The sequence below is a fragment of the Marinobacter litoralis genome (assembly GCF_016427555.1).
Taxonomy (GTDB): Bacteria; Pseudomonadota; Gammaproteobacteria; order Pseudomonadales; family Oleiphilaceae; genus Marinobacter; species Marinobacter litoralis_A.
Map to the genome: position 1 here is coordinate 98,554 of NZ_JAELVS010000005.1, position 18,542 is coordinate 117,095.

At 55.5% G+C, this 18,542-nt stretch carries 15 protein-coding genes and 1 tRNA gene; 6 read left to right on the plus strand and 10 right to left on the minus strand.

All coding sequences use genetic code 11. From position 1 onward, the window contains the following. Positions 1 to 36: 36 nt before the first annotated feature. The gene (locus JAO79_RS13470) at positions 37 to 2,100 is read right to left on the minus strand and encodes an NADPH-dependent 2,4-dienoyl-CoA reductase (protein ID WP_199007774.1); all 2,064 of its coding nucleotides are present in this window, start codon (positions 2,098 to 2,100) and stop codon (positions 37 to 39) included. A gap of 144 nt (positions 2,101 to 2,244) precedes the next feature. On the opposite strand from JAO79_RS13470, the gene JAO79_RS13475 reads away from it, so the two are divergent. Next, positions 2,245 to 3,291 carry an AraC family transcriptional regulator gene (locus JAO79_RS13475; RefSeq protein WP_199007775.1) on the plus strand — a complete coding sequence of 349 codons (1,047 nt, stop codon included), beginning with the start codon at positions 2,245 to 2,247 and terminating at the stop codon, positions 3,289 to 3,291. Between the two features lie 33 nt (positions 3,292 to 3,324). On the opposite strand, the gene JAO79_RS13480 is transcribed toward JAO79_RS13475, so the two are convergent. Next, positions 3,325 to 3,401: transfer RNA gene (locus JAO79_RS13480), tRNA-Asp, on the minus strand. A gap of 118 nt (positions 3,402 to 3,519) precedes the next feature. Beyond that, positions 3,520 to 4,551: an AraC family transcriptional regulator gene (locus JAO79_RS13485; RefSeq protein ID WP_114333197.1), complete on the minus strand. Its 1,032-nt coding sequence runs from the start codon at positions 4,549 to 4,551 to the stop codon at positions 3,520 to 3,522. A gap of 254 nt (positions 4,552 to 4,805) precedes the next feature. On the opposite strand from JAO79_RS13485, the gene JAO79_RS13490 reads away from it, so the two are divergent. Next, positions 4,806 to 5,684, plus strand: coding sequence for a MaoC/PaaZ C-terminal domain-containing protein (locus tag JAO79_RS13490; RefSeq protein ID WP_199007776.1), 879 nt, complete (start codon positions 4,806 to 4,808; stop codon positions 5,682 to 5,684). A gap of 50 nt (positions 5,685 to 5,734) precedes the next feature. On the opposite strand, the gene JAO79_RS13495 is transcribed toward JAO79_RS13490, so the two are convergent. From JAO79_RS13495 to JAO79_RS13525, 7 genes are all read right to left on the minus strand, one after another. Then, complete coding sequence (locus JAO79_RS13495) at positions 5,735 to 7,300, minus strand: response regulator (protein WP_199007777.1); 1,566 nt, start codon at positions 7,298 to 7,300, stop codon at positions 5,735 to 5,737. Between the two features lie 52 nt (positions 7,301 to 7,352). Then, complete coding sequence (gene fixJ, locus JAO79_RS13500; protein ID WP_199007778.1) at positions 7,353 to 7,973, minus strand: response regulator FixJ; 621 nt, start codon at positions 7,971 to 7,973, stop codon at positions 7,353 to 7,355. Positions 7,974 to 8,011: 38 nt separating this feature from the next. Beyond that, positions 8,012 to 10,420 carry a Lon protease family protein gene (locus JAO79_RS13505; protein WP_199007779.1) on the minus strand — a complete coding sequence of 803 codons (2,409 nt, stop codon included), beginning with the start codon at positions 10,418 to 10,420 and terminating at the stop codon, positions 8,012 to 8,014. Between the two features lie 118 nt (positions 10,421 to 10,538). Next, positions 10,539 to 11,000, minus strand: a complete 462-nt coding sequence (locus JAO79_RS13510) for a flavodoxin family protein (RefSeq protein ID WP_199007780.1) — start codon at positions 10,998 to 11,000, stop codon at positions 10,539 to 10,541. Positions 11,001 to 11,022: 22 nt separating this feature from the next. Continuing rightward, positions 11,023 to 12,069, minus strand: a complete 1,047-nt coding sequence (gene recA / locus JAO79_RS13515) for a recombinase RecA (RefSeq protein WP_199007781.1) — start codon at positions 12,067 to 12,069, stop codon at positions 11,023 to 11,025. Positions 12,070 to 12,235: 166 nt separating this feature from the next. Next, entirely contained in the window at positions 12,236 to 12,736 is a 501-nt protein-coding gene (locus JAO79_RS13520) for a CinA family protein (RefSeq protein ID WP_199007782.1), read from the minus strand. A gap of 14 nt (positions 12,737 to 12,750) precedes the next feature. After that, positions 12,751 to 13,845, minus strand: coding sequence for an FAD-dependent oxidoreductase (locus tag JAO79_RS13525; RefSeq protein WP_199007783.1), 1,095 nt, complete (start codon positions 13,843 to 13,845; stop codon positions 12,751 to 12,753). 129 nt (positions 13,846 to 13,974) lie between these two features. Between JAO79_RS13525 and JAO79_RS13530 the strand changes: the two genes are divergently transcribed. From JAO79_RS13530 to fdxA, 4 genes are all read left to right on the plus strand, one after another. Beyond that, positions 13,975 to 14,673, plus strand: coding sequence for a TIGR04283 family arsenosugar biosynthesis glycosyltransferase (locus JAO79_RS13530; RefSeq protein WP_199007784.1), 699 nt, complete (start codon positions 13,975 to 13,977; stop codon positions 14,671 to 14,673). Continuing rightward, a complete protein-coding gene (locus JAO79_RS13535) occupies positions 14,670 to 15,299 on the plus strand; it encodes a TIGR04282 family arsenosugar biosynthesis glycosyltransferase (protein WP_199007785.1) in 630 nt (209 codons plus the stop codon). Before JAO79_RS13530 ends, JAO79_RS13535 begins: the two co-directional genes overlap by 4 nt. A gap of 102 nt (positions 15,300 to 15,401) precedes the next feature. Then, on the plus strand, positions 15,402 to 18,044 hold the full coding sequence (gene mutS / locus JAO79_RS13540; RefSeq protein ID WP_199007786.1) for a DNA mismatch repair protein MutS: 2,643 nt from the start codon (positions 15,402 to 15,404) through the stop codon (positions 18,042 to 18,044). 161 nt (positions 18,045 to 18,205) lie between these two features. Then, positions 18,206 to 18,529, plus strand: coding sequence for a ferredoxin FdxA (fdxA, locus tag JAO79_RS13545; RefSeq protein ID WP_199007787.1), 324 nt, complete (start codon positions 18,206 to 18,208; stop codon positions 18,527 to 18,529). Positions 18,530 to 18,542: the final 13 nt, after the last annotated feature.

The following is an 18,542-nucleotide window of genomic DNA, read 5'->3' on the forward strand; positions in this document are numbered from 1 at the left end:
TCCCGAAACACAGAGAAAAACTGCAACGTTTTGTGATCAGATTTCGGCGGCCAACCGGCTACCTTGATTGATTGCGCGTTTGGCATCCAACTCAGCGGCGACATCGGCACCGCCAATCAGATGCACAGGCAGGCCGGCCGCTTCCAATCCGGATTGCAACTCCCGCAGCGGATCCTGGCCGGCGCAGATGATCACCGTGTCTACCGGCAACACCTTATCTTCGCCTTGCTCGGCACCTTTCGGAGTGACAGTGATGTGCAGACCTTCGTCGTCGATCTTGCGATAGCTAACACCCGGAATCATCTGCACATCGCGGTTTTTCAAGGAGGTACGGTGAATCCAACCGGTGGTTTTACCCAGATTCTTACCGACCTTGGAAACCTTGCGCTGCAACAGGTAAACCTCGCGTGCCGGAGCGGGCACTTCAGCCTCGACACCTTTGATACCGCCCCGGTGCTCAACGGTCAGATCCACGCCCCACTCCTTCATGAAGTGTTCAGTGTTCAATGACGGGGATTCGCCCTCGTGCACGATGAACTCCGAAACGTCGAACCCGATACCACCAGCCCCGATCACAGCAACCTTCTGACCAACCGGCTTACGCTTCAGAATGGCGTCCAGATAGCCGATCACTTTCGGATGGTCGATCCCTTCGATGTCGGGAGTCCGAGGCTTAACGCCGGTGGCGAGAACCACTTCGTCAAATCCTCCGGCTTTCAAATCCTCTTCTGTTACACGGGTATTCAAGCGCACATCCACGCCGTGCTTATCCAGCATCACACGGAAGTAGCGCAGCGTTTCGTAGAACTCTTCTTTACCCGGTATGCGCTTGGCCACGTTGAACTGACCGCCAATCTCACTGGCATCATCAAACACAGTCACCTTGTGGCCACGCTCTGCTGCTACTGTCGCAAAGGCGAGCCCCGCAGGCCCCGCACCGACAACGGCTATCGATTTAGGCTTCATGGTTTGCACGTAAACCAATTTGGTTTCGTTACAGGCTCTCGGGTTAACCAGGCAGGATGTTTCCTTGCCACTGAAGGTGTGATCCAAACAGGCCTGGTTACAGCCGATGCAGGTGTTGATCTCTTCCGCACGGTCTTCGGCCGCCTTGAGCACCAACTCTGCATCCGCCAAAAATGGACGGGCCATAGAAACCATATCGGCATCACCTTCCGCCAGAACCTTCTCGGCCACGTCCGGCATATTGATGCGGTTGGTCGTCACCAGCGGAATGCTTACTTCTTTCTTCATGCGTGCCGTCACCTTGGTGAAGGCCGCTCGCGGAACGGATGTGGCAATGGTCGGAACACGCGCTTCGTGCCAGCCAATGCCCGTATTGATGATGGTCGCGCCCGCTTTTTCGATTTCTTTAGCAAGATGAACCACTTCTTCCCAGGTGCTGCCATCTTCAATCAGATCAAGCATCGACAGGCGATAGATAATAATAAAGTTCTCACCCACCCGCTCGCGAACGCGGCGCACAATCTCGATTGGCAGACGAATACGATTCTCATAACTGCCACCCCAACGGTCGGTGCGGTGGTTGGTATGCGACACAATGAACTGGTTGATGAAGTAGCCTTCTGAACCCATGATCTCGACGCCGTCGTATCCGGCACGCTGGGCCAAGGCCGCACAGTTTACATAATCTTCGATTTGCCCCTGAATGCCTTCTTCATCAAGCTCTTTGGGCTTGAACGGGTTAATAGGGGCTTGAATGGCAGAGGGAGCTACCAGAGCCGGGGAGTACGCATAGCGGCCGGCATGAAGAATCTGCATGCAGATCTTGCCATCGGCCTCATGAACAGCCTGAGTAATCACCTTATGTGAATCAGACTCTTCCTCGTTCGTCATTTTCGCGGCGTGCTGGAATACGGCGCCTTCAGCGTTCGGCCCGATACCGCCAGTAACGATAAGCCCGACCCCGCCGCGCGCTCGCTCGGCGTAGAACGTCGCAAGGCGCTCGATGCCTTCTTGCGACTCTTCCAGACCGGTGTGCATCGAACCCATCAAGGCCCGATTGCGCAAGGTGGTAAAACCAAGATCCAAAGGCTCCAGAAGATGCGGGTATTTGCTGGCACCAGGGCTTGTGGTCATCGATGTGCTCCTCATCATATGTCTTATCAGGCCGGGGAAGTCTCCCCGCTTATGTTATGGCGATTACATTACCCAGCCGCCCGCCCACCAACAATATCCTGAAACTACATTTGACTATCTTCAGATAACACCAATAATAAAGCCATGACCCTACAAACACGCCCCAAAGCCACAAACGCCTTAGGCGACATCAGCCTTCTCTACGTATCGGTAATGATACGAGCCATTGAAGCGGAAGGTGGCGCAACCGATAAACTCAAAACTCAATTTCACCTGAGCGATTCGGCGCTTGCCTCACCGGACTCTCGAATCAGCATCCCGCGCTACATGAGGCTGGGGCATGCCGGAATCACCCTGACAGGCAATCGCGCACTCGGGTTAAGAATGGGAGCCTTGACCCGCCCTGCAGACGCCGGACTGGCCGGGCTCGCCGCTGAAACGGCCCACTCAGCGGGCCAGGCATTGTCAACACTTATCCGATACTCACTGCTTACCAGCCAGAACTCCCGAGGCGAGCCGTCGATTGATAAAACCGGGCGGCTTGCGCGCTTTCATTCCATCGCCCCCTACAATCAATACAACTATTTTGTTGTCGATTCGATTCTGGCAGCATGGGTACAACTCGTCCGCCACATGACCGGTCGCTACGATGTACTCGAAAGAGTTCGCATCGAATATCCATCGATCGGTCAGGACGAATTGTTTGAAAGCTGGTTCCGCTGCCCGGTCGAATTTAGCGCCACGGAGAACTCGATTCAGCTGAAAGAAAGTGTATGGCACCAAACCCCCGCTCAAGCCCATCCAGCAATGCACAACAAGCTGACCCAGTGGTGCGAGGAAGAACTCAGGGAGATACGGCAAGGCTGGAGTGTGGCCGACCGCGTACAGCGGCTATTAACGCCGCTGCTCAGAGGGGAGACCCCTACCTTGGAGACATTAGCAGCCAAACTGGGCACCACCCCCTGGACACTGCAACGGCAGCTAAGCTCAGAAGGAACCGGATTCAGGCAACTGCTGGATAAAACAAGGAAACAACTGGCACAGGACTATATCCGGGAAACCAATGCGTCGCTTTCTGAAATTGCATGGCTGCTGGGCTTTGCCAACCCGCCAGCATTCCACAAAGCCTATCAACGCTGGTACGGAATCAGTCCGGGCGAAAGCCGGAAAGCGATACGTCAGGAAACTTGAATCAGGAAAAACGAGAAGAAAAGAGAAGAAAAATGGCGGAGCGGACGGGACTCGAACCCGCGACCCCCGGCGTGACAGGCCGGTATTCTAACCAACTGAACTACCGCTCCGCGCGGTCTGTCTTTGCAAGCGGTGATTGCTTGCTGACAACGAGGCGGAATTATATAGACCCCGGCCGCTATGTCAACGCTTTCTCGAAACTTTTTTCATTTTTCTCTAAATTGATCATTAAGCAGTCACTTCTGTGACATCTTTGCTTTGAGCCGTCTTGCGATACTCGATCGGCGTCATGTTGGACCAGCGCTTGAACGCCCGGTAAAAAGTGCTCGGCTCGGAAAATCCGGTCAGATATACGATCTCGTCGATTGACTCGTCCGTTGTTGCCAGCAACTGCCTGGCAAGCCGGTAGCGGAAATCCGCCAGCACCTGATTAAAGCTGGTTTCAGCCTCGGTCAGGCGGGTACGAAGCGTGCGAGGTTTGATATCCAATCGCTCAGCGACGGAATCCAGCGTTACTTCACCACTGTCGAGCAACTCGGCCACGATACGCTCCACAGCGCCAACGATATCCTTCTTCTCGAGTCGCGCAACCTGTTCGCTGGCAAAGCGCTCATGCAACGCCAACAACTCAGGCTCGGCATGTGGCGACGCATACGACAGCACTTCAACCGGAAAATACAGTCGGTTTTCCTCAGCACCAAACACCACGTCACAGCCCAGAACTTCTTTTACATGCTCAATGCCGCGATCGCGATCGTGCTCAAACTCAATGCGGGACGGATGAAAGCGGTCGCCAGTGATTGACTTGAAAAAGGTAACCAGCCCCTGCACAAAGCATTCATTGAAATGTTTCAGCCGGCGCACTTCTTCTGAGGCGGCATCCAGCACCATGCAGGCTTCATTCCCTTCGATCAGAAAGGCGGTGTTTGCCGCGTCGCTCAGTAAGCGCTGATAGTTTTGAGCTCGGCGAAGGCCTTCGCCAAAGGTAGGACTACTTAAAAACAAATACTCAAGAACCTGCCCCTTGTAGGGTGGCAATGCGGCCCCTAAATGCAATCCGATATCCGGATCTTCCGATTCATCTTCTACTGCCTGCCAGAAATACAGCTGCGCACTGTGGGGTGTTCGAAGCTGTTCTGTGTATACATAACTTTCATCTACGCCCAATCGACTAAAAACCGCGTCGGTATCGATACCTTTCCTTTTCATCGCTTCGTAGATCAAGCGCAACATCACACCCGCATCACGTAATTCCTGCATAGTTTCCCTTGTATCCCGCGTTTTTATAGTTAACAGCGATATCCTTGGCCCGCTGGACAACGCCCCAAGCATGCCTGGTCAATGCCCGTTGTCATGGGGTTTGACAGACTTCCTCGCAGCCGCGACTTAGGCCAATGGCTAATATCATATCAGGCCATAGAAGGTTAGTTGAACTAAATCACAAAAATAACCTAAGCAATGCAACTAACTGTCATTCACACTACGACGACAACCCGGCAACGGAGAAAGTCTCAATGCCAGAATCGACTATTTACCGCAACAAGACCCCTAATCTGCTTCCACTTTTTGGCCGGGCGCTCCTTCCTAAACAGCAGAAACCGAGCGAAAACACACACATCCCAAAACTTCAGGCTGAAGTCGTCGGTATTGCCACCGACACCGATTCGTTGCCCAACTACCGCAAAGTATGCGGCTTCAAGGCGGGGTCTCAATTGCCGGCCACCTGGCCCCACATTCTGGCCTTTCCTCTGCATTTGAAGCTACTGACCGACCCCAAGTTTCCCCTGCCCTTGCTTGGGCTGGTACACATTCGCAATAGCATCACTCAATATCGCCCCATTATGACCGGCGAAAATCTGGATATTCGCGTAACACTGGGAAACCAACAGCGAACGAACAAAGGCATTGAGTTTGATTTGGTGACCGAAGCCCGCTCTGCCGGCGCTCTCATCTGGGAAGAAACCAGCACTAACCTCTTCCGCATGGCACGCCCTAAAACTACTGAATCCAAACCGGAATCAACACGCAAAAAGCCGGAAACCTTGCCGTTTACCGAACTGATGACCGCCCCGGAAAATATCGGCAGACAGTACGCAAAGGTTGCTGGCGACCAAAACCCGATTCATCTTTACGCATTGACCGCAAAAGCCTTCGGATTCCCCAGAGCGATCGCACACGGGATGTGGAGCAAGGCACATGCACTTGCGCAGCTGGAACAGAGAGACGACTGGAAGGAAGGCGCCTTCACCATCACGTGCCAGTTTAAAACCCCGCTACTGCTTCCAGGAACGGCACAACTTAACTGGCAGGAAGGCCACGATGGCTGGGACTATCAGGTTCTGAACTCAAAAGGCACGGCACCGCATCTGAGCGGCCGTGTAGACTGGCTCTGAGGGAGCCAGAAGAACAAAAAGACTGCCTGACCAATCAGGCAGTCTTTTTTTTACTCGGCAGTGCAAGCATCGTCACCCGCGCCTGCGACGGGAAGCGTGAAGTAAAAGCAGGCTCCTACTCCATCAGGTCGCTCGTAGCCTATCTCCCCGCCCTGCGCCTGTATCAACGAGCGGCAGGTTGCCAAACCGATACCCATACCGTCCTCTTTCGTGGTGAAGAAAGGGTGAAACAGCTTATCTTCCGCCTCTTCAGCAACACCCACGCCGTGGTCCCGAACCTGCACGCGTACGCATTTCTCGCCACAGCGACGAGCCGTGACCTCGACGGGCGCTGAGGAGCCGGCGGCTCGAGTCGCCTCCAGAGCGTTTCGAATGAAGTTCAGGGCCACCTGCTGCACCTGCACCGGGTCCGCAACCACATCCGGCAAGTCATCCTCGACAACCACCTCAATTCCTCCTTCGTTGTTGCGCATATCCACTTCCGCAAACTGGCGGGTATCTTCAAGCAGCGTGGGCACCGCCAGCTTTTCTTTTCCGGTCGCCGGTTTTTTCATAAACCGGCGAATGCGACGGATGATCTCGCTGGCCCGGTGGGACTGCGCCTCAATCTTCCCCATGGTTTCGTTCAGCAAGGAGAGATCCGGGTTCTCCTTAGCCATCACTCGTCCTGAAACCCGCGCGTAATTCGAAATGGCCGTCAAAGGCTGATTAACCTCGTGCGCAAACCCCGCCGCCATTTCACCCATGGTGGTCAAACGCGAGGTGTGGGCCAGCTGATCCCTTTGCTCTTGTACAAGAGCGCGCGCTTCTTCCAAAGCGCGCTCGTTGTTGAGTTCGACGGTAATATCACGGAACACCACTACCGCCCCATGCAACTCGTCATTGTCCAGTTTAGGGGTTGCCCGATACTCTGCAGGGAAAGCGCCGCCATCAACCCGTTGCAACTGGATATTGCGCTGATGCTCTGCCACGCCCTGGCGACACGTCCTCATCACAGGCAGGCATATATCACTGTCGGACGCGGTGGCAAAATGCAGGTCAAAGAAGTTTTTCCCGATGAGATCTTCCACAGGACAGTTCACGATCAGCGCAGCAGCCTGATTCGCAAACTCGATGACGCCATTCTCATCCAGCCCATAAATACCTTCGCTGATGGAATTAAGGATACGGGCCTGGTCGCTGACCAGCTCACGATTGCGGGCCTGAAGCTCTCTCTCAAGCCGAATGACTTTGGCGTGGGTATCCACGCGCGCAATCACTTCCTGTGACTGGAAAGGCTTGGAAATATAATCCGCACCACCCAGCGAAAACCCTTTCACCTTGGAAGACAGGTCATCAAGGGCTGACAGAAACACCACGGCGCAATCGGAGGTAACCGGATCACCTTTGAGGCGTTCACACACCTCGTAGCCGTCCATCTCCGGCATCATGATATCCAGCAGAATAACTTCAGGACGGTGACGGTGGGCCAGATCCAGAGCTTTTGCGCCTTCATTGGCAATCAGCAATCGATACCCCTTGTCTTTCAGGGTTTCGTATAGGACCTTCAGGTTCTGCGGATTATCATCCACCAACAGAACCGTCACCTCTGAGTTTTCACTGGCACTAGCAGTCATAGTCAACCTAATCGGTTATAAGGATTCTGGCATGATGACCATACCAGCCCTATCAGTCGATAAGGTCCTTTACGGACAGCACCATACGTACAAGGTGTGCGAGGGAATGCGTGCCCATCTTGTGCATCACCCGGGAACGGTGAATTTCAACGGTGCGCTGACTGATTTCCAGCTCGATGGCGATCACCTTATTCGCTTGCCCGGCGATCATCCTGTCCATGATCTCCGTTTCCCGGGGCGTCAAGCTTTTCACCCGGCGGACAATTTCCATGCGCTCGCCCAGAGTCTTGCGCTGTTCACGGTCTTGCGCCAGTGCGGCTTCAATTTTTTCCAGAAGCGCCTCTTCCCGATAAGGCTTCTGGATGAAGTCCACAGCACCTTCTTTCATGGCATCAACCGCCATCGGCACGTCACCGTGTCCGGTCACGAAGATGATCGGAAGAATGGAATGCTTTTCATTGAGTTTCTTCTGCAACTCCATGCCATCCATGCCAGGCATCCGGATATCCAGCACGATACAGCCAGCCATCTCTTCCGAATAATCTTTCAGGAAAGCGCCTGCATTTTCGTAGGTTTTCACCGGCTTGCTGTCTGATTTAAGCAGCAGTGCCAATGAATCACGGACGGCTTCATCGTCCTCTACTACGTACACAGTCTGCGGGGTATCAGTCATGAAAGTTCACTCTCCTGTCCGTTTTGTTATGGGGGCCATCAGTGAATGGACGGATCTTTTTGATCGTCCCGAGCTTGTTCCTGGCGCTCATGTTCACGCATTTTTTCGAGCCGTTGCTGGATAATGCCAAAAACGCTCTGTTTAGGGTACCTGCCTTTACTGTCCACTTTACCGGCCGACTTGCCCAACAACAGTGTAATCGCATCTTCGACCCGGGCAACCGGATACACCGAAAACTTACCGGCTTTAGCCGCCTGAAGCACTTCAGTATCCAGCATCAGGTTCTGTACATTGGTGTGAGGAATGATCACGCCTTGCGTGCCGGTCAGGCCGCTTTTCAGTTCACAGGTGGTAAAGAAACCTTCTACTTTCTCATTGACCCCGCCAATCGGCTGAACTTCTCCAAACTGGTTCACCGACCCGGTAATCGCCAAATCCTGACGCACAGGCACACCTGACAAGGTCGATATCAACGCCACCAGCTCCGCCAGGGAAGCGCTGTCTCCGTCCACCTCGCCGTAGTTCTGTTCGAACGTCAGGCTGGCCGACAGGTGCATGGGATCGTTCATGGCAAAATGCGAGGACAACCAGGAACTGAGAATCATCACGCCCTTGGAGTGAATATTACCGCCCAGCTTCACATCTCTTTCGATGTCGATGATTTCCCCGTCACCATAGTAGCAAGAAGCCGTTACCCGGTTAGACAAACCAAACTCGAAACCACCTGTCGATAGAACCGAGAGCGCGTTGACCTGGCCCACGCAGGTGCCGGTTGTGCTAACCAGCGTTGTACCATCCCGAATGGAATCGTAAAAATGATCCCGAATGCGGCTATCCCTGTAGCGGGCACTTTCCAGTGCACGGGTTACGTGCGCATCACTGATCAGACGAGCACCGGCCTGCCGCGCCCAGAAGTCTGATTCCCGCAGTAAATTGGCAATATCGGCGGCGTGCAACGACAGCCGGTCCTGGTGCTCAGCCCGGCGTGCACTGTACTCGATGATTCGCGCCACCGCTTTAGCGTTGCAGTGCAACAGCTTTTTCTCGACAACCAGACTGGCGATAAACTTGGCGTACTGAACCTGACTGTCCACGGTGCGGTACATTTCGTTTTCAAAGTCTGCCGTCACCCGGAACAGCTCTGCAAACTCCGGATCGTATTCCTGAAGCAGCATCCAGGTTTCACGGTCCCCGAAAAGCACAATTTTGACATCCAGCGGAACGGCTTCGGGCTCGACAGAGATCGTGCCCGACAAGGTCAGCTCCCGCTCCAGGGAATTAATCTCGATCGAGTGAGAGCGAAGGGCTCGCTTCAGCGCATCCCACACAAACGGCTGCTCCAGCACCTTGTCTGCATCCATCAGCAGGTAACCACCATTGGCGCGATGCAGACTGCCCGGCCGGATCAGGGAGAAATCCGTGAACACGGTACCCTTGTACGTTACGTTCTCTACGTAACCGAACAAACTGTGGTACGTGGGATTCTCCTCTACCACTACAGGTACTTCGTGGTTGTTTTGATGCACCAACAGGTTGATCAGATAGCGACGCGGAGCCTTTCTATCGAGCGACGCATAGGCCATGGCCGCTTGCTCCTCGCCATCTTCCAGAAAGATATCGAGATTTTCGGCCAGGTCTTTGCGCACAGCTTTCAGATAGGCAACCACATCCGAGTACGTTTCATACTCTGCTTCCAGTTCGTCGAACTGATGCCCGGATATACCTTCCAGCGTTTCCTGGTTGAGCGCCTGCTGCTTTTCGGCATACTCCATTTCCCAGTCGGCCAACTTACGAAGTGCTTGCCGCAGCTTTTTCTCGAGCTTGTTTATGACCTCCTCAAACTTATCTCGCTGGGCATCCGTCAATTCTTTAAAGCTTTCCGGCGTATGAGGCTGATCACCGTTCATGGCAACCAACCGGTAGCCACCCGGCGTCGTCACGGTGAGACTCACCTTTTTACGACGTGCCTGTGCGGCCACCTTCTCCAGTTCGTCTTCCTGCATTTTGACGTAGTCGTTTTTCAGACTTTCGGCTCTTTCAAGAAAACCGTCGCCTTCGAACGTCTGAGGAATCATTTTGACCAAACGGGACATCAGCTTGTCCATGTCCTGTTTGAGTTGATGCCCCATACCCGCAGGAAGCTTGAGTAGCTTGGGATTCCGGGGCTCATCGAAATTGGCGACGTAGCACCAGTCGTGAATTTGCTGCTGGGTATCCGTGTGGTGCTCGAGGTAACGCAGCATCATCGTGCGCTTGCCCAACCCGTTTCGGCCAACCGCGTACACATTATAGCCGCCGTGAGGCATGGCCAACGCAAAGCGAACAGCCTCTTCAGCGCGATTTTGGCCCACGATTTCGGCCAGCGGTTCCAATTGCCGGGTCGTTTTAAATGGCAGGTCTTTCAGAACACAGGATTTGTACAACTGTTGCAGCGGCAATGACTTCAAGATTGGTACCCGTCGAGGTCGATTTCAAATGGTAAAAACAACCCTGCATTGTAGTGCTTGCGCTGCGGACTGTCGCCTATCACTTCCGGATTTATCCAATTGCCACTGTCTGGTGGTTTTACACCAGGCCAGCATCCAGACTGGCGGCAACGTACATTCCCAGTTCTTCACATTGCTCGACAAACTCATCTTTGTAATCGCCACGACAAGTCAACGGTTCGTTAATCAGCTTCCAGCGCAATCCTGTGGTGATACTCTCTATGGCTCGTCGGGTGCCCGTGCCATCGTGTCCGGCACGAATATAAAAAGCGAAAGGGAGACCTTGGGTCTCTTCAAGGCAGGGGTAATAACTTCGGTCGAAGAAATCTTTGAGCGCCCCGGACATATAGCCAAGGTTTTCGGTGGTGCCAAGAATGATGGCGTCACATGCCAGCACATCCTCGGGGCCCGCGTCCAGCGGCGCTTTCACGACCACTTCAACGGCTTCTATGTCCGGGTGGCGGGCGCCGTTTTCAACGGCCTCCCGCAACCGCAAAGTGTTCGGAGATGGGGCATGAGCCACAATAAGCAGCCGTTTCATAACTCACCTCCTGCGACTATATTTAAAGCAGCTCGCCGTTCACCTCTGCCGGCGCGGCCTCAGCTTCGTCTTTCTTCACAGGCTTAGGCATCAACTTCTCACGGACTTTGGCCTCGATTTCCTGGGCCACATCCAGATGTTCCTCAAGATACTTGCAAGCATTTGCCTTGCCCTGGCCGATCTTGTCGCCATTGTACGCGTACCAAGCACCTGCCTTATCAACAAAGCCTTCTTTCACGCCCATATCTAGCACTTCGGCCATGTGGTAGATGCCCTTACCGTACATGATCTGGAACTCGGCCTGCCTGAACGGCGGAGACACCTTGTTCTTGACGACTTTAACACGGGTTTCGTTACCCACTACTTCGTCACCGTCTTTGACGGCACCGATACGGCGAATATCCAGACGTACAGACGAGTAGAATTTCAGTGCGTTACCACCGGTGGTGGTTTCTGGGCTACCGAACATAACGCCGATTTTCATACGAATCTGGTTAATGAACACCATCAGGCAATTCGCATGTTTGACGTTACCGGTCAGCTTACGCAGCGCCTGCGACATCAAACGTGCCTGAAGGCCTACGTGGCTGTCGCCCATCTCACCTTCGATTTCAGCTTTCGGTGTCAGAGCCGCTACGGAGTCAACGATGATCACGTCAATGGCGTTAGAACGCACCAGCATGTCGGCAATTTCCAGTGCCTGCTCGCCGGTATCCGGCTGCGAGACCAGCAGGTCGTCTACGTTAACGCCCAGCTTCTCAGCATAGACCGGATCGAGCGCGTGCTCTGCATCGATAAAGGCACAGGTTTTACCCTGCTTTTGGGCTTCCGCGATCACCTGCAAGGTCAAAGTGGTTTTACCGGAGCTTTCCGGACCGTAGATCTCGACAATACGGCCGTAAGGCAAGCCACCTATACCCAAGGCCACATCCAGCCCCAGGGAACCGGTAGATACCGCAGGAATGGCTTCGCGGGGCTGATCGCCCATTTTCATCACGGCACCTTTGCCGAACTGTCGCTCAATCTGGCCCAGTGCTGCGCTGAGTGCTTTCTTGCGGTTGTCTTCCATTATTGCCTCACCTTGTTTACCTGAGCGGCCGACCCGTAAAAGGTTTGTGGTCAGCACCGATATTCGAAAGAATGCACTGACAGCTAACCAGTGCTTTTCCTGTATATTTGAACAGTATTAAAACATAAGCGTTGGCAGAGACCAACCCCCGCTCTAGCGAAAAACATCACAGCTTCCGGAGAAACTCTGTAACCCCTTGCAGCGCATACAAAACCGCCTGGCGTCGCACCTGGTCGCGGTCACCATCAAAGCGTTTCACGCTGGCCTCTGTTCTTCCGTCCCCGGCCCCCCATGCAAACCAGACAGTACCAACCGGCTTGGCGTCACTGCCTCCTCCCGGACCTGCGATGCCACTGGTCGCCACGGCTACGTCAACGCCGACCGTTTTCATCGCGCCGGAAACCATCTGACGGACCACCGCTTCACTTACAGCGCCATGCTCGTCCAGCGCTGAGGCCTCCACGCCGAGAATGCTCTGCTTGGCGTCGTTACTGTAGGTCACCAGCCCTGCCATGAAATACGCTGACGACCCCGCTCTATCCGTCAGGACCTTCGCTACCCAGCCACCGGTGCAACTCTCGGCGGTCGCCATCGTTCGCCCCTGACTCTCCAGTAATTTGGCCAACTCATTGCCAGCGTGTTGAAGCGCCTGATCCGATGCCTGCATTACTCTTTCTCCTACTAGAATCCACCCACAAACCTGCGATCAATTTTGTCTTTCAAGCGCCAGACCCACCTTCCGGAAAACGCCAATGGGCCATAACTGCCGATCGCGGTTTTGTCGCCACAAGAAAGAAGGTACAACGAATGGGTTCGCGGCTGAAAGGCCGTGAATGCACCGGATTCTGTCGCAGCGCGCAGATTTTCCGCCAGCACCGGCGCCGCGCGAACCGCGTGCACACCCGACCGGCTTAGTGATTGATCCGAACGACTGCAGACATCACCCGCGGCAAATACTTCAGGATGGGAGCGGCTTTGCTGATGCTCATTGACCAACACAAACCCTCGGGCGTCCACCGCCAGCCCGCTTGTGGCCAGAAACGAAAACGCTTCTGAACCGGTTGCTGCCATAACCAGATCCGGACGCAGTATCGCGCCATCGGTTAGAACCAGGTCATGGCCCGCAGCTTCCGCACGCTGCTCAAAAATCTGTATCCCCAGCGCCGCCAGTTTGGTGTAGGCCAACTTACGGATGCGCGGGTGAAAGTCTGGCAGAAGCCCCTGACTACCGGTTACCAAACTTATTCTCGCTGCTAATGCCGCGCCCGTTCGCCCCGCACGCGCGGCCGCCATCGCCAGCTCGGCCCCCGCCGCGCCACCACCAACCAGCGCCAGATGCGCTCTCCTGGCACCTGAACTGTCAAGGTGTCTTGACCAGTGCTGCTGAAACTGCCCAAACGGCTTAATGCTAAGTAGCGGGCCCGCATAACCGCGCAGGCTACCAAGGGCGGTTTTCGCACCGACGTCGATTGAAAGCCAGTCGTAATCCAGAAGATCGCCGTTCGCCAGCCGAATCTGCTTTTGATCCGCCCGCACCTCCGCGACACTGTTCAGCACAATCCTGGCGCCCGCCTTCTGCGCCAGCGACCACGCATCAATTCGGCACTGCTCGACGGAGTAATGGCCGGCAATCCATCCGGGGATCATGCCTGAGTAATATTGCCATTGCGAGGGCGTAACCAGCACCACCTCCACGTCTTTCAGAGGCGCCGCCACCCAGTATTTCAAGACAATCAGGTGCGCGTGCCCGGCCCCCATCATGATCAGCCGTCTCATTGCGCCTCCGACACTGACCGGCGACGCAGCGCAAATAAAGGTGTTCTCAAGTGCGACTCCATCTGGTTAGATAACAAGGTTATCGCTTATAACACTGCCCCCGGAAATGTTACGGAGCTATTGATCTACGTGCCACGTACCTCCTCGGTTCAACCTGAGCTCTCCATCATCGTACCAGTGCTGAATGAAGCGGCGGTATTAACCGACCTGCTGGCGCACTTAGCCCACTGGCAAACACGGGGAGCGGAAATCGTGATAGTTGATGGCGGCAGCACCGACCAAACCGTAGCAATGGCTCGCAATGCCGGCTTCGACGTGGTCACCGCTCCAGCCGGCCGAGCCAATCAGATGAACGCCGGCGCGGGCACCAGCCATTCGGAGCGATTGCTTTTTCTCCATGCCGACACCCGGCTACCGGACGATGCCGATCAGCTTCTGACCCGTACATTTAATTCCAGCGAGCCGGCATGGGGGCGCTTCGATGTGGTGATTAAAGGGCGCTCCAGAATGCTGCCGGTGATCGCGGCATTGATGAACTGGCGTTCGAGGCTCAGCGGTATCGCAACCGGCGACCAGGCCTTGTTCATGAGCCGGGAACTCTTTCATCAAACCGGCGGATTTCCACAACAACCCTTGATGGAAGACATCGAGATGAGCAAACGATTGAAACAACTCTGCACACCGGTTTGCCTCAGGGATAAAGTGGTTACCTCCGGCCGAAGATGGGACACCCGTGGCAGCTGGTCGACGATCCTTCTCATGTGGCAACTTCGGTGGGCATACTGGCGGGGTGTACCCGCCCAACAACTGGCAGAGCGATACCGATGAAGCCTGTACGAATCCTGATTATGGCCAAGGAACCCCGGCCGGGGCTCGCCAAAACCCGACTGATTCCCGCACTGGGTGAGGAAAACGCGGCAACCCTGGCCGACCGTTTGTTCCAGAGAACATTGCAACAAGCCTTGGCCGCCAACGTGGGGCCGGTTGAACTGCACATCACACCGGACCGGGACGCGCCCTATTGGCGAGAACTGCCGGGCGCGGAACGCTGCACGTTTTTCTCGCAGGCGGAAGGCGATTTGGGAGCCCGCATGGCCGCAGCGGCTCGCAACGGCTTGGCTCAAGAGGAAGCGGTGCTGATCATCGGTACTGATTGCCCAGACCTAGATGCCAATCAGCTCAGAACGATGGCGCAATCGCTGCACAGCTACGACTGCTGCCTTTGCCCGGTCACGGATGGTGGCTATGCGCTGCTTGGCTTGCGGCATTTTTCCGACACGCTGTTTACCGACATCCCCTGGAGCACAGCGGACGTTGCACAGATCACCCGGGATAGAGTCAACGCGCTGGGCTGGACATGCTACGAAAGCGACTATTTGCACGACGTGGACGAGCCGGGAGACCTCCAACGGCTCACCGAAAACCACCCCGAGCTGGTTTCTCCGGCTGGCTAAACGACGTTTAATCAGAATCTCCCGGAAAGGAACTTCGAGCCCACAAGCGCTCGTGGTAACATCCCACCCTTTTACACGATTGCCCCTAGTTACCGAGGACATATGACGGCATCCGCGAAGAATCCGGCCAAACAGGAATCCCCCAAGCACACTCCAATGATGCAGCAGTACCTCAAAATCAAAGGTGAACATCCGAACGAGATGGTGTTCTACCGCATGGGGGACTTTTACGAGCTGTTTTATGACGATGCCAAGAAAGCCGCTGAGCTTCTGGACATCACTCTGACCGCCCGAGGCCAATCCGGCGGCAACCCCATCCCGATGGCGGGCGTGCCGTTTCACGCAGCGGAAGGCTACATTGCACGGATGGTCCGGGCCGGCCAGTCTATTGCCATTGCAGAACAGATTGGCGATCCGGCTACCAGCAAAGGGCCAGTAGAGCGCCAGGTTGTCCGTATTGTTACCCCCGGCACCCTGAGCGACGAAGCCTTTCTGGAAGACCGCAGAGACAACCTGCTCGCAGCCATCTTCAGCCACAAAGAGCAGTTTGGATTTGCCTCACTGGATATTTCCAGCGGCCGGTTTGCCGTATCCGAGCTTGATAGCCTCGAAGCACTGCAAGGCGAACTTCAGCGCCTGCGCCCAGCGGAAATCCTGATCAGCGAAGATTTCCCCTACGGCGAAATCCTTGAAGGCTTTACCGGGGTGCGCCGACAAGGCCCGTGGCTGTTCGAAATGGACACCGCTCACCGGATCATTACGCAGCAATTGCAGGTGAAGGACTTGACCGGCTTTGGCTGCGAAGACCTGCATCTGGCGGTGTGCGCCGCCGGCTGTTTGCTGCAGTACGCCCGAGAAACCCAGCGCACCGCCCTTCCCCACATTCGGAAACTGACCCGCGAACGCCGGGAAGAAGCCGTCATACTGGATGCGGCCAGCCGCCGGAATCTGGAGATCGACACCAACCTGATGGGCGGTCACCAGTACACCCTCGCCTGGGTTATGGACCGCACCGCCACCCCAATGGGTGCCCGGGAACTGCGCCGATGGCTAAACCGGCCCCTGCGCGACATCCATGTCGTCCGCCAGCGGCAACAAGCTGTTGCGGCATTACTGGACGGTTTCCACTACGAACCGACGCACGACCTGCTCAAACGAGTCGGCGATATTGAGCGTATTCTTGCCCGCGTGGCCTTGCGTTCCGCGCGGCCGCGCGATCTGGCGCGACTGCGAGATGCCTTTCAGGCCCTGCCCGACCTACAGGAAACTCTGAAAGCCGTGCAATCGGATCACATTGCGCATCTGGCGAACACGGTCAGCGAGTACCCCGAACTGGCTTACCTGTTAGAACACTCCATCATCGAGAACCCACCGGTGGTTATTCGCGATGGTGGCGTGATTCGCGAAGGTTTTGATGCCGAACTGGACGAGCTGCGTAACATCAGCGAAAACGCCGGCCAATACCTGCTCGACGTGGAAACCCGGGAACGCGAACGCACCGGCATCAGCACCCTGAAAGTGGGTTACAACCGGGTGCACGGTTACTACATTGAAATCAGCCGTGCCCAGTCCGATCAAGCGCCGGCAGACTATATTCGCCGTCAGACACTGAAAAATGCCGAGCGCTTTATTACACCAGAGCTGAAAGAGTTCGAAGACAAAGCCTTGAGTGCCAAGAGCCGCGCGCTGGCGAGGGAAAAGGGCCTGTACGATGAAGTACTGGAAGCCGTGGCCGAGCAATTGGCACCACTGCAGGACGCCGCTCAGGCACTGGCCGAACTCGACGTACTGAGCAATTTTGCTGAGCGCGCCACCAGCTTGCGCTTTACGGCACCGGAGTTTACCGACGAACCCGGCTTTACCGTCGAGGAGGGCCGCCACCCGGTGGTCGAGCAGCTGTTAGATGAACCGTTCGTACCAAACAACTTGCTGATCGACGACAAGCGCCGGATGCTGGTCATCACCGGCCCGAACATGGGCGGTAAATCGACCTACATGCGCCAGGCTGCGCTGATTGCACTGCTCGCCTATACCGGCAGTTTTGTGCCCGCAGACCGTGCAGTACTCGGCCCTGTGGACCGCATTTTCACCCGCATGGGCTCATCGGATGACATTGCCGGCGGCCGCTCCACCTTTATGGTGGAAATGACTGAAACCGCCAACATCCTGCATAACGCAACCGAACACAGCCTGGTACTGATGGACGAAGTTGGCCGGGGCACCAGCACCTTTGATGGTTTGTCACTGGCCTGGGCCACCGCTGAACACCTGGCCAAGGAAATCCGGTGCTACACCCTGTTCGCAACCCATTACTTTGAGCTGACGCAGTTGGCCGAAGACCTGGATCACGCCGTCAACGTGCACCTGACAGCAACCGAACACGATGACAGCATCGTATTCCTGCACAACGTTCACGACGGCCCGGCCAGCCAGAGTTACGGGCTTCAAGTTGCCAAGCTTGCGGGTGTACCGCAAGACGTTATTCAACACGCGAAAGCTCAATTAGCGCATCTGGAAGGCAGTGCCGCCCCGGCGGCCGAGATCCGGAAATCCGAGCCGGCACCGGTCCAGGCTCCGCCATCCGCCCCCAGCCCCGCAGACCACGGCGCATTCCAAAGTGACATGTTCGCCAGCATGGAGCCCAGCGATGTTGAGCGGGCCCTGCAGAAGTTGGATGTTGACGGCCTGAGCCCGAGAGACGCACTTAATCAGCTGTACGAACTCAAGGCGTTGCTGAGAAACTAGCGGGAATAAACGCTGACTTGACCTAAGTAATAAGGTTATAGCGGTCTGAGGCTTGCGGCTGGCAAGGGCGCTCCCTACAATATCGCGCATAAATTAAGAATGGGGCCGATTTTACCGAGCTCCTGATGAGATTGATTGTTCTACGAACCAGGGATCCGACTATGGCGTTTATCGTTACTGATAACTGCATCAAGTGCAAATACACCGACTGCGTAGAAGTCTGTCCGGTAGACTGCTTCTACGAAGGCCCTAACTTTCTGGTCATCGACCCGGACGAGTGCATTGACTGTGCTTTGTGCGAACCAGAGTGCCCGGCAGAAGCCATTTTCTCGGAAGACGAACTGCCGGCTGGCCAGGAAGCTTTCGTAGAGATCAACGCCGACCTCGCTGGTAAGTGGCCGAACATCACCGAAAAGAAAGACCCGCTGCCAGACGCAGAAGAATGGGACGGCAAAACCGACAAGCTTCAGTATCTGGAGCGCTGATTTCAGCCGAAAC

Coding starts and splice junctions, on each gene's coding strand:
- JAO79_RS13485 (WP_114333197.1), bottom strand. CDS start 4,551: ATGCAGGAATTACGTGATGCGGGTGTGATGTTGCGCTTGATCTACGAA.
- JAO79_RS13475 (WP_199007775.1), top strand. CDS start 2,245: ATGACCCTACAAACACGCCCCAAAGCCACAAACGCCTTAGGCGACATC.
- JAO79_RS13535 (WP_199007785.1), top strand. CDS start 14,670: ATGAAGCCTGTACGAATCCTGATTATGGCCAAGGAACCCCGGCCGGGG.
- fixJ (WP_199007778.1), bottom strand. CDS start 7,973: ATGACTGATACCCCGCAGACTGTGTACGTAGTAGAGGACGATGAAGCC.
- JAO79_RS13490 (WP_199007776.1), top strand. CDS start 4,806: ATGCCAGAATCGACTATTTACCGCAACAAGACCCCTAATCTGCTTCCA.
- recA (WP_199007781.1), bottom strand. CDS start 12,069: ATGGAAGACAACCGCAAGAAAGCACTCAGCGCAGCACTGGGCCAGATT.
- mutS (WP_199007786.1), top strand. CDS start 15,402: ATGACGGCATCCGCGAAGAATCCGGCCAAACAGGAATCCCCCAAGCAC.
- fdxA (WP_199007787.1), top strand. CDS start 18,206: ATGGCGTTTATCGTTACTGATAACTGCATCAAGTGCAAATACACCGAC.
- JAO79_RS13510 (WP_199007780.1), bottom strand. CDS start 11,000: ATGAAACGGCTGCTTATTGTGGCTCATGCCCCATCTCCGAACACTTTG.
- JAO79_RS13520 (WP_199007782.1), bottom strand. CDS start 12,736: ATGCAGGCATCGGATCAGGCGCTTCAACACGCTGGCAATGAGTTGGCC.
- JAO79_RS13525 (WP_199007783.1), bottom strand. CDS start 13,845: ATGAGACGGCTGATCATGATGGGGGCCGGGCACGCGCACCTGATTGTC.
- JAO79_RS13470 (WP_199007774.1), bottom strand. CDS start 2,100: ATGACCACAAGCCCTGGTGCCAGCAAATACCCGCATCTTCTGGAGCCT.
- JAO79_RS13495 (WP_199007777.1), bottom strand. CDS start 7,300: ATGACTGCTAGTGCCAGTGAAAACTCAGAGGTGACGGTTCTGTTGGTG.